The 11,602-nt window shown below is 29.9% G+C and carries 12 protein-coding genes and 1 other annotated feature; all 12 genes read right to left on the bottom strand.

Annotation, left to right across the window (positions count from 1 at the left end; all coding sequences use genetic code 11):
• Positions 1-32 precede the first annotated feature (32 nt).
• Entirely contained in the window at positions 33-1,700 is a 1,668-nt protein-coding gene (locus J1C67_RS17570) for a ribonuclease J (protein ID WP_167865501.1), read from the bottom strand.
• A gap of 110 nt (positions 1,701-1,810) precedes the next feature.
• Positions 1,811-2,269, bottom strand: coding sequence for a Fur family transcriptional regulator (locus J1C67_RS17575; protein WP_089968044.1), 459 nt, complete (start codon positions 2,267-2,269; stop codon positions 1,811-1,813).
• Between the two features lie 158 nt (positions 2,270-2,427).
• Entirely contained in the window at positions 2,428-2,697 is a 270-nt protein-coding gene (locus J1C67_RS17580) for a DUF1292 domain-containing protein (RefSeq protein WP_089968046.1), read from the bottom strand.
• Between the two features lie 75 nt (positions 2,698-2,772).
• Positions 2,773-3,207 (bottom strand): Holliday junction resolvase RuvX, encoded by a 435-nt coding sequence (gene ruvX, locus J1C67_RS17585; protein WP_089968049.1) that lies wholly within the window; start codon positions 3,205-3,207, stop codon positions 2,773-2,775.
• 51 nt (positions 3,208-3,258) lie between these two features.
• Positions 3,259-3,516 carry an IreB family regulatory phosphoprotein gene (locus J1C67_RS17590; protein ID WP_089968051.1) on the bottom strand — a complete coding sequence of 86 codons (258 nt, stop codon included), beginning with the start codon at positions 3,514-3,516 and terminating at the stop codon, positions 3,259-3,261.
• Between the two features lie 142 nt (positions 3,517-3,658).
• Entirely contained in the window at positions 3,659-6,298 is a 2,640-nt protein-coding gene (gene alaS, locus J1C67_RS17595) for an alanine--tRNA ligase (RefSeq protein ID WP_167865500.1), read from the bottom strand.
• Positions 6,299-6,362: 64 nt separating this feature from the next.
• Positions 6,363-6,542: a binding site (T-box leader), on the bottom strand.
• A 158-nt stretch (positions 6,543-6,700) separates the two neighbouring features.
• Positions 6,701-7,732, bottom strand: coding sequence for an AI-2E family transporter (locus J1C67_RS17600; protein WP_167865499.1), 1,032 nt, complete (start codon positions 7,730-7,732; stop codon positions 6,701-6,703).
• The gene (locus J1C67_RS17605; RefSeq protein WP_167865498.1) at positions 7,710-8,210 is read right to left on the bottom strand and encodes a PRC-barrel domain-containing protein; all 501 of its coding nucleotides are present in this window, start codon (positions 8,208-8,210) and stop codon (positions 7,710-7,712) included. The genes J1C67_RS17600 and J1C67_RS17605 overlap by 23 nt, the downstream gene beginning before the upstream one ends.
• 179 nt (positions 8,211-8,389) lie before the next feature.
• Complete coding sequence (mnmA, locus tag J1C67_RS17610; protein ID WP_167865497.1) at positions 8,390-9,466, bottom strand: tRNA 2-thiouridine(34) synthase MnmA; 1,077 nt, start codon at positions 9,464-9,466, stop codon at positions 8,390-8,392.
• An 8-nt stretch (positions 9,467-9,474) separates the two neighbouring features.
• On the bottom strand, positions 9,475-9,912 hold the full coding sequence (gene nifU, locus J1C67_RS17615; RefSeq protein ID WP_167865496.1) for a Fe-S cluster assembly scaffold protein NifU: 438 nt from the start codon (positions 9,910-9,912) through the stop codon (positions 9,475-9,477).
• Positions 9,913-9,914: 2 nt separating this feature from the next.
• A complete protein-coding gene (gene nifS, locus J1C67_RS17620) occupies positions 9,915-11,096 on the bottom strand; it encodes a cysteine desulfurase NifS (protein WP_167865495.1) in 1,182 nt (393 codons plus the stop codon).
• On the bottom strand, positions 11,096-11,551 hold the full coding sequence (locus J1C67_RS17625) for an RrF2 family transcriptional regulator (protein ID WP_089968069.1): 456 nt from the start codon (positions 11,549-11,551) through the stop codon (positions 11,096-11,098). Before J1C67_RS17625 ends, nifS begins: the two co-directional genes overlap by 1 nt.
• Positions 11,552-11,602: the final 51 nt, after the last annotated feature.

Here is an 11,602-nt window from a genome sequence, read left to right on the forward strand (position 1 = left end):
AATGTTATTTTTACTACTTGTCAACCTATGTCTTATATTTCCATTATAATCGGCAAAATCATAGGTCTTCTCTTAGTTTTTTCATATAAGAAACTTCTAAGTTCATCTCTTATTCTTGATTTAAGTGTTGCCCAGTCTTTAATATTCTTTTCTTCGCAATTTAACAATACTTTTCTTACGACTTCTTTTGCATCATCCATCAAGCCTTCAGACTCTCTAACATACACAAAACCTCTTGAAATTATATCTGGACCTGCAACTACTGAATTATTTTCTCTAGATAAAGTAACAACAACTGTTACTATTCCATCTTGCGATAAATATTTTCTATCTCGAAGTACAATATTCCCAACATCCCCAACACCAAGACCATCAACAAAGATTTGTCCTGAAATTACTGATCCATTTTTCTTTATTGCGCTTCTATTAGCTTCAATTATGTCACCATTTTCCATTATAATTAAATTTTCTTTTGGCAACCCTAAAGACATAGCTAGTTCTCCATGTTGCTTTAAGTGTCTGTATTCACCATGAACTGGAATGAAATATCTTGGCTTAACTAATGCTTGCATTAACTTAAGCTCTTCTTGACAAGCATGCCCTGATACATGAATATCAGCTAATGATTTATAAATAACTTCTGCGCCTTGTTTAAATAGTTGATTTATAACCTTAGAAACTAATTTTTCATTTCCTGGAATAGGTGTTGCAGAAATAATAACTGTATCACCCTTTACAATGCTTATTTTTCTATGATCACAAGCTGCCATTCTTGATAATGCCGCCATTGGTTCACCTTGGCTACCAGTAGTAATTATGACTACCTTATCATTTGGATATTTATTAATTTGATCTATACCAATAAGCATTTCCTCTTCGATCTCTAAATATCCAAGTTCAATAGCAACTTGAACTATATTTTCCATACTTCTCCCAGAAACAGCTACTTTTTTACCGTACAGTCTTGATGATTCTATTATTTGTTGTATTCTATGAATATTAGAAGCAAATGTAGCTACTATTATTCTACCTTCAACCTTTGCAAAAATACGATTAAAACTTTCTCCTACTACTTTTTCTGACATTGTATATCCTGGTTTTTCAACATTAGTTGAATCTGCAAGTAATGCAAGAACGCCCTTCTTTCCAAGTTCTGCGAACCTGGCAAAATCAGTTTGTTGTCCGTCTATAGGTGTATAATCGATTTTAAAATCTCCTGTATGAAGTACAACTCCTAGTGGGGTATGAACTGCTATTGCTACTGAGTCTGCAATAGAGTGATTTGTTTTTATAAATTCTACTGAAACAGAATTTAATTTAATAACATCTCTTGGCTTAACTATAATAAGTTCTGTTGTACTTAATAGTCCATGCTCTTTAAGCTTCGTTTCTAATATACCAAGAGTTAATCTTGTTCCATAGACAGGTACATTTAATTGTTTTAAAACATATGGTAATGCACCAATATGATCTTCATGTCCGTGAGTTAAAAATATCCCTGTTACTTTTTCCTTATTGTTTAAAAGATAATTAATATCTGGGATAACTATATCTATACCAAACATGTCTTCATCTGGGAATTTCAATCCACAATCTATAACAACTATATCATTTTTATACTCTATTGCTGTTATATTTTTTCCTATTTCGTTAAGTCCACCTAAAGGAATAATCCTAACCTTTGCTTTTTCGTTTTTCATATTTACCCTCCTTTTCATAAAATATATATTCAAAAGTATGTTACCTATTTTAAAAATGTAAAAAACAGTTAAGTATTTTTACATATCAATAAAGATAATACCTTTATTACTTATTTAGTTTCACTTTGACATTTTTCACAAAGTCCAAAAAATCTAACACTATGATCTAAAATTTTAAACTCATACGATTTTTCTATTACTGCTTCAATTTCATCTAACAAATCGTCTTGAACTTCTATAACAGCCTTACACTTATTGCATATTAAATGATGATGTCTATGAGTTTCATCTTTATGAACTATTTCATATCTGCTACATCCATCATTTAAATCTAGTTTACATATTACACCTAACTCTTCTAATAACAATATAGTTCTATAAACTGTTGCCAAACCAATTTCTGGACAATTCTTTTTAACTTCATCATATATTTCTTCAGCCGTTAAATGTTCTCCTTCTTTTTCAATAATTGTATCTACTATAGCTCTTCTTTGAGGAGTTAGCTTATAGCCTTTTTGTCTTAAATCTTCTTTTAATACATTCATATCAATAGTCATTATTTCTTCCATAAACAACACCTCTTTCATAAATTCCTTCTTTAGATAGGAACTTTGAAAAATAATGTGCTAGAAACTGTATCTATTATTTTTAAAAAAATTCCTTTTAATTAAGTTATTTTTAAAAATAACTAATCAAGATACATATCACCGCAACTATTTTTCAATACCTAATCTATAACTACGCTATCATAAGCTTCTTGCACTAACGCTAATTCTTCTTCATCATCTATAGGCACTAATAAATCTTCTCCATCTTCATCAATATCTACTTTTAATGCAATTACGTCATCTTCATCAAATCCATCCTCATAAACTATAACATATTCATTAGTTTCCTTAGTTTCAGGATTTTTTATATCCAGAAATTCAACAACGTTAAATTTTACTGCATTACCCTCTTCATCAAATAATTCTATTACGTCTAATTTTTTATCCATAATTATCTCTCCTTTTTTAATTCTATATTTTATATATTAATGTTGTCAATAATATTTTTCAATTAATAATTATAATTAAGTAATTTTATTTTTCTTACTTAAACTTATTCTATCTAAATATCCTTGCAATATAAATATTGCTGCAATTTTATCTACAATCTTCTTTCTTTTACCTCTAGATAAATCTGCTTCAAGCATAGATTTATGTGCCGCTACTGTTGTTAATCTTTCGTCCCAAGTTACTACCTCTATTCCTGTAGCCTCTTTAATTACCTCACATAACCCAAGCATTCGTTCACCTGATTCTCCAATAGTACCATTCATATTTTTAGGTAATCCTACAACTATGGTTTCAACAGAATATTCAACACATAACTTTTTAATTGCTTCTATGTCCGTATCTTTTTTTATTCTTCTTATTGTAGTTACTCCTTGAGCTGTGTACCCTAAAGGATCACTTACCGCAACTCCAATAGTTTTACTTCCCACATCCAATCCTAGTATTCTCATACTTAACTCCTTAAAAAATAAGAGTGCCCGAAAATAATACGGGCACTCTCTTTATTTCACTTCTAAATAAGATCTCATAACTTCTTCAAGAATTTCATCTCTTTCGAGTTTTCTCAGTAAAGCTCTTGCTCCGTTGTAACTTGTAACGTAAGAAGGATCACCTGAAATAAGATATCCAACTAATTGATTAATAGGATTATACCCTTTTTCCTTTAGCGCATTGTAAACATCATTCAAAATTGATTTTGTTAAATCCTCTTTATCAATGTTCAAATTGAATTGCATGGTATGATCTAAATTATTATTCATAATAATGCTGCTAATTGCAGCTTCACCCCCTACTAATTTTATTTATAATATTTTCATAAAATCTATATTTACGATTATTATCTTCTATACTTTATTAATATTTATTTAAATATATTATACATTATAAAAGTTTAATTGTACACTATTTTACTAACTTTTCAACAATATCAAAAGTTGTTTCAACTGCCTTGGTAACATTTTCAGGGTTTTTCCCACCAGCTTGTGCCATATCTGGTCTTCCACCTCCGCCGCCACCAACAATAGCTGCTACATCTTTAATTATTTTTCCACAATGAACTCCACTTTCTACTGCATCTTTTGTTGCCATAGCTATTAAGTTAACTTTATCATTAACATTACTTACTAAAACAACTACTCCACTTTCCATTTTATTTCTAATCTTATCTGCTAAATCTCTTAATGCATTTCCATCAACATCTTTTAAAGCATATGATATAACTTTAACTCCTTTAATTATCTTAGCAGAATTTAATATATCTCCTTCTGCTCCTGAAGTTATTTTATTTTTAAGTTCTAATATTTCTTTTTCTTTTTCCTTGATCTCTGTACTTTGAGAAACTATTTTCTTTAAAATATCTTTTTCAGTACATTTCAAAACATTACAAGCCTCTTTTAACGTCTTTTCTTTCTCTTCCATGTATTTCATAGCATTTAAAGCTGTTACTGCTTCTATCCTTCTCATTCCCGCTGCAACTCCAGATTCTCCAACTATTTTAAATAATCCAATTTCCCCAGCGTTCTTTACATGAGTTCCTCCACAAAGTTCCTTTGAAAACTCTCCAATACTAACAACTCTAACTTTATCTCCATATTTATCATCAAACAATGCCATAGCTCCACTATTTTTAGCTTCTTCTATAGTCATTAGATTTGTATTTACTCCAAACACTCCCATAATTTTTCTATTTACTAAAGTTTCAACCCTTTCTAATTCTTCTTCAGTTAATCCTTTAAAATGAGCAAAATCAAATCTTAATCTTTCATCATCCACATATGAACCTGCTTGATTTACATGTTTTCCAACAACTTCTTTTAACGCTTCATGTAACATATGAGTAGCTGTATGATTTTTACAAATATTCAATCTTCTATCTATTTCTACTTTCAACGATACTTTTTGATCTTTTTTAATATTTCCAGATTTAACTTCTACATAGTGAATAATTTTCCCACCTACATTTTTCTTTGTGTTATAAACATAAGCTTCCCCACTCTCACTAATAATTATACCTCTGTCACCTACTTGACCACCCATCTCTGCATAAAATGTAGTAGAATCAGTTACAATATAGCCTTTTTCACCTTTTACTAATTCGTTTTTCATTTCCTTGTCATCAGCTAAAGCTACTACTTTTGCTTCTATTTCTGTTTCAAAATATCCTACAAATTCAGTATTAATTGAAGCATCTATTTTATTTATAGGATTTTCATCACTACCCATATATGATGATTCCCCTCTTGCACTTCTTGCTCTTTGTCTTTGATTGTTCATTTCTAAAATAAAGGCTTCTTTATCAACTGATATCCCCTTTTCTTCTAAAATCTCTTCTGTTAACTCAATAGGGAATCCATAAGTATCATATAATTTAAAGGCTTTTTCGCCCTTCAGCACTGTTTCCTTTAAAGCTTCTAGTTCAACTATATAACCAGCTAATATATTCATACCTGCATCTATAGTTTCATTAAACCTTTCTTCTTCTAATGAAATTATCTTTTCAATGTATTCTTTATCTTCTTTTAGTTTTGGATAAGCTTCCCCATAATTTTCAACAACTGAATCAACTATATCTTTTAAAAACAATCCCTTTATTCCAAGGACTCTACCATGTCTTGCAGCTCTTCTTAAAAGTCTTCTAAGCACATAGCCTCTACCTTCATTGCTTGGCTGAACACCATCAGATATTAGCATAGTTACACTTTTAACGTGATCTGTAATTATTCTAAGAGATATATCTTTTATTGCATCATCACCATAATTAATAGCAGATAATTCAGATACTTTTTTAACTATATTTTTAACAGTATCAATTTCAAATATATTATTAACACCTTGCATTATTGTAGCTATTCTTTCAAGTCCCATTCCTGTATCTATATTAGGCTTTGCAAGTTTATTGTAGTTACCCTCTTCATCTTTATCAAATTGAGTAAATACCAAGTTCCAGAACTCAACAACTCTATCTTCATCACTAGCTTTAAGGAACTCCTCTATAGTTGTTATAGATCCATTTCCTCTATCAAAGTGAATTTCTGTACAAGGTCCACAAGGTCCAACACCAATTTCCCAGAAATTATCTTCCTTACCTAATCTAAATATTCTCTTTGGATCTACGTCTGTTTTACTGCACCAAATATCAAAAGCTTCATCATCTTCTAAATAAATAGTTACATATAACTTATCTTTAGGCACTGCAAGTGTTTCAGTGATAAATTCCCATGCCCATGAGATTATTTCTTCTTTAAAATAATCTCCAAAAGAGAAGTTTCCAAGCATTTCAAAGAAAGTACCATGTCTTGAAGTTTTCCCTACATTTTCTATATCACCAGTTCTAATACATTTTTGACAAGTAGTTATTCTTTTTCTTGGCGGAGTTTGAACACCTGTAAAATATGGCTTTAGAGGTGCCATACCTGCATTTATCAATAGTAAACCTTTATCGTTTTTTGGCACTAAAGGAAAACTTTCTAATTTTAAGTGATCCTTCTCTTCAAAGAACTTTAAATAAGTATCTCTCAGCTCGTTTGCTCCCATGTATTTCATTATTGTTACCTCCGTTATTACATTTTTTTTATTTTTAGGTATAAAAAAAGTCCTCATCCCTATAAAAAGGGACGAAAACTATATTCCGCGGTACCACCCTAATTATGCACTTTTTTTTAAAATGCATCACTTAGAAAATTATAGCTCAAAGATAGCTTCAATATTATAAGATAGAAGCTTACACCATATACTTCCTCTCTGAAATTCTTATTAAATATTTACTTATTCTTATCATAGCTTACATATTTTTTTAAAAGAACTCCTTTTCATATACCTTCTAAGGAGTAAGTTCCACTGATACAACCCATAGATTTATAGTGTTACTTAATTGAAAGTATAATTTATTTATTAAAATATGTCAATTAAATTTAGACAGTTTCAAAAAAATATCTATTGAAAATTCTAAAACAAATAATAATTTGCATCTTCATAAATCACCTTAATAATTACACCAATGGGAACCGCTAATATCATTCCAACTAATCCCCCAAACATTTCTCCAATTAAAAGCAAAATTATAATTATAATAGGATGCATATTGGTACTATCCCCTGTAATTTTAGGTGATAATATATTACCCTCTAATTGTTGCAATATAAACATTACTATTATTGTCCAAATTGCTTTTGATGGCGAATCTATTAGAGCCACAAAAACCGCTGGAACACCTCCAATTATAGGACCAAAATAGGGTATTATATTAAAAACTCCATTTAATATAGCTAAAACCAAAGCAAACTTAACCCCTACTAACATTAATATAATAAATGTTAATACTCCTATTATAAGCGATAAAACCAATTGACTTATTATGTACCTTGAGAGTATTTTATCAATATTTGATAGTATTTTTTTAGCTACTATTCTTTTTCGAGTTGGTAATATTAATAATATTTTATTGTATATTAGTTCACCATCTACTAAAAAATAATAGGTTACAATTGGAATTATTGCGCAGGAAATAATATTTTCCGAAGCACTAATTATATTTTCAAGAAAATTATTTGAAAATCCACCTAAAAAAATATTTATTTTTTCATTAATTTGCATATATAAACTGTTGAAAATAGGTAAATCATCAATTTTTAATTTCCTAGCTATATCCTTTATATATAACTCTATGTTATCCATCATAGCTCCAAAATTTGAAGACTCTTTTATTATTGCTGGAATCATTAAATATAATAACATAACTGTAATTACTACTATAGCTACTATTATAATAATTGAAGAAGTCCTCTTTTTTAAATTAAATTTTTCACTCACATTATTACTTATTGGCTTTAACCCATAGGCAAATATAAAAGATATTAGTAATATGTCTACCAAAGTTTTTACTGGTGCAATCTTTATATATATTAAAGGTACTAATATAATCACTACTACTATTAAAATTTTATTAATTATTTTTTTATGCTTGCTTAAGCTTATCATATTCGCGTATATTATGTGGTAATGTTTGTAATCTTATAGCATCATTTCCACTATACAAAATAAAATCTTCACCTAATATACATTGCTTTAATAGTAGTATTTCTTTACCCTTTAACATTTTATCAAAAATCCCCGAGCTCATAATAATACCCTTTATAGATAAATCCTTTTTCTCTATAATTAAATCTTCAAGAACTCCTCTCATAGTATTGTTATTATCCATAATATCCATGTCTTTAATTTCCTTAAATGATAATCCATTATAATGAGTCATAGTGTTAACTATGACTACTTCATTTATTGAAATTATTTCTTTTTTATCTATATAGTTTTTCTTTGAAAACAAGGAAAAGTTAGAAATGAAGAATCCAATTACCTGTCCTTTATAAAAATCAATAGCTATATCATCTATAACTCCTAAATATTTCCCTTTTATATCATATACTTTTATTAAATAGAAATCCCTAGTTTTTAACATACTACTATCCCTCTCTTTCTATCACCTAGCCTTAGTATTATTAAAACTAGTTTCTCCTTTTAAATCAAAAAAAATTCTCGTAATAGTTAATTACGAGAATTTTTATTTTAATCTAAGGGATCTAAAAAAACAACTAGTCAGATTATGGTTTGTTTTTGTTTAGATCCCTAATATAGAAATTAAAGAATTTCTTCTATTACTCCTCCACCAACTACAATGTTTCCATCATAGAAAACAACTGATTGACCTTTAGTTATAGCTCTTTGTTTTTCCTCAAAGCTTACCTTAACCTTTCCGTTATTTAATGGTGAAATTGTAGCCTTTGCAGCTTTTCCTGAATATCTAACTTTAGCTTCAACAACTAAGTCACCTTCAAGGTTATCAAAAGTTATAAAATTAACATCTGTTGCTACTAAATCAGTTTTAAATATATCTTCTTCTTTACCAATAACAACTTCGTTAGTTCTTGGATTTATATCAGTTACAAAAACAGGTCTTCCAAGAGCTAATCCTAGCCCTTTTCTTTGTCCTATTGTATAGTAAACTATACCCTTATGTTCTCCAAATATATTTCCATTTTTATCAACAAAATTACCTGTTTTTACTTCGCCAGGTCTAACTTTCAATATATAATTACCATGATCATTATCTGGAATAAAACATATTTCTTCACTATCTTTTTTATTATGAACTGCAAGCCCTATTTCTTTAGCAATTTCTCTAATTCTATCCTTAGTATAATCTCCACAAGGCATTAGAGTATGTGCTAATTGATCTTGAGTAAAGTTATATAAGGCATATGTTTGATCTTTCTTATCATCATCTGCACGAATCAAGATATGTCTACCATCTCTTTCTTCTATTTTTGCATAATGTCCTGTAGATACATATTCTGCACCTATAGATCTAGCCTTAGTTAAAAGTTCATCAAATTTTAAGTACTTGTTACAAGCTATACATGGGTTTGGTGTTTTACCTTCTATATATTCTTGTACAAAATAATCTATAACCTTTTCTTTAAAACTATCTACAAAATTTAAAACATAAAAAGGTATATCTAATTTATCAGCTACTCGTCTTGCATCTTCAACTGAAGAAAGTGAACAACAACCACCTTCTCTTTCTACATAGTCATCGTCTTCTTTCCAATTCTTCATAGTAATACCTATAACATCGTATCCTTGCTCTTTTAAAAGGTATGCAGCAACTGAGCTATCCACTCCACCGCTCATACCTATAACTACCTTCTTCTTCACTAAGTCACCTACTCTTCATCATTTCCATGAACGTGATCATGGATATCATCGTGTTCTTCAAAATCCCAAAGTTCTAATCCTGTTCTGTTTCTATAGTCATTTATAGCCTTATGAATTGCTTCTTCTGCTAAAACTGAACAATGCATTTTAACTGCTGGAAGTCCTTCAAGAGCTTCCGCAACTGCTTTATTTGATAATGTCCATGCTTCTTCTATACTTTTCCCCATTATTAACTCTGTAGCCATTGATGATGAAGCTATCGCTGATCCACATCCAAAAGTTTTGAATTTAACATCTTTAATAATATTATCTTCAACCTTTAAATATATTTTCATTATGTCTCCACACTTAGCGTTCCCTACTTCGCCTATACCATTAGCATCCTCTATTTCTCCAACATTTCTTGGATTTCTAAAATGATCCATTACCTTTTCTGTATATATCATAATTATTTTTCCCCTTTCTTTAAATGATCTTCCCATAAAGGTGACATATTTCTTAATCTTTGTATTATAGGTGGTAAAACTTCTATTACATAATCTACATCTTCCTCGGTTGTTCCATCTCCCATTGTTAATCTTAACGATCCATGAGCTCTTTCATGCGGCAACCCTATAGCAAGCAATACATGTGACGGATCTAAAGACCCTGATGTGCAAGCACTTCCGCTTGATGCACATACCCCTTCAAAGTCTAATGATAACAATATTGATTCACCTTCTATAAATTCAAACCCTATATTTGCATTACCAGGTAATCTTTGTTCTCCTGCTGGTCCATTTAAGTTTGAATATGGAATAGTTAATAATCCCTTTATTAACCTATCTCTTAGCTCTGTCATTCTTTTAGCATGTTCATCTAAATTTTCTACCGCAAGCCCAATAGCTTTTCCAAGGCCTACAATTGATGCAATATTTTCAGTTCCTGCTCTTCTTCCTCTTTCTTGTCCCCCACCGTGAATTAAGTTATCAATTTTAATCCCTCTTTTTATGTATAAAACACCAATACCTTTTGGTCCATATATTTTATGGGCTGCAAGTGATAGTAAACTGATATTTAATTCTTTTACATCAACTGGAATGTTTCCAATTGCTTGAACTGCATCTGTATGGAAAAAAACCTTTCTTTCTCTGCATATAGTTCCAATTTCTTTTATAGGTTGAATTGTACCTATTTCATTATTTGCAAACATTATTGATACTAATATTGTTTTATCAGTAATTGCATTTTCTAATTCTTTTAGATTTATAAATCCATCTTCATCCACATCTAAGTAAGTAACTTCAAAACCATTTTTTTCTAGGTATTCACAAGTATGAAGCACCGCATGATGTTCCACTTTACTTGTAATTATATGATTCCCTTTATTTTTATGAGCATAAGCTATTCCTTTTATCGCCCAATTGTCTGATTCTGAACCTCCACCTGTAAAGTAAATTTCGTTTGTTTCACAGTTTAAAGCTTTAGCAATATTCCCTCTGGCTTCATCAATTGCGCGACTTGTCTCTCTTGATAAATCGTAGAATGATGACGGATTTCCGAATTTTTCTGTAAAATAGGGCATCATTTCATTTAAAACCTCAGGTTTTACATATGTAGTTGCAGCATAGTCCATATATACTGTTTTCATTATTCTTCACTCCTATTAACTATATTTATTCTTTCATTTTTTTGTTTTATTGAAGCATAGTCATTAGCTATATCTTGCAAAGTAATAGATTCCATTACCTCATCAATGCTATTTTTAATTTTTTCCCAAAGCAATCTTGTAGCGCAACAATCAACATTATTACATTCAACGCCTTCAATACACTCTGCTATTTCTATCGGTCCTTCTAATACGTACATTACGTCCGATACCTTTATTTGATCTGGTGTTTTGTTTAAAACATATCCTCCTTGAGCTCCTCTAATGCTTTTTATTAGTCCAGCTTTTCTAAGTGGAGAAAATAATTGTTCTAAATAATATTCAGATATATTCTGTCTTTTTGAAATTGTTTTTATTGAAACGGGTGTATCACCATAATGTATAGCAAGGTCTACCATTGCCTTTACTCCATATCTACCTTTTGTAGAAAGTTTCATATATATATCACCCCTTAATGTTAACTCTTTTACTTGTATTTCCCTTTATAT

The sequence above is a fragment of the Clostridium gasigenes genome (genome assembly GCF_017348895.1).
GTDB lineage: Bacteria > Bacillota > Clostridia > Clostridiales > Clostridiaceae > Clostridium > Clostridium gasigenes.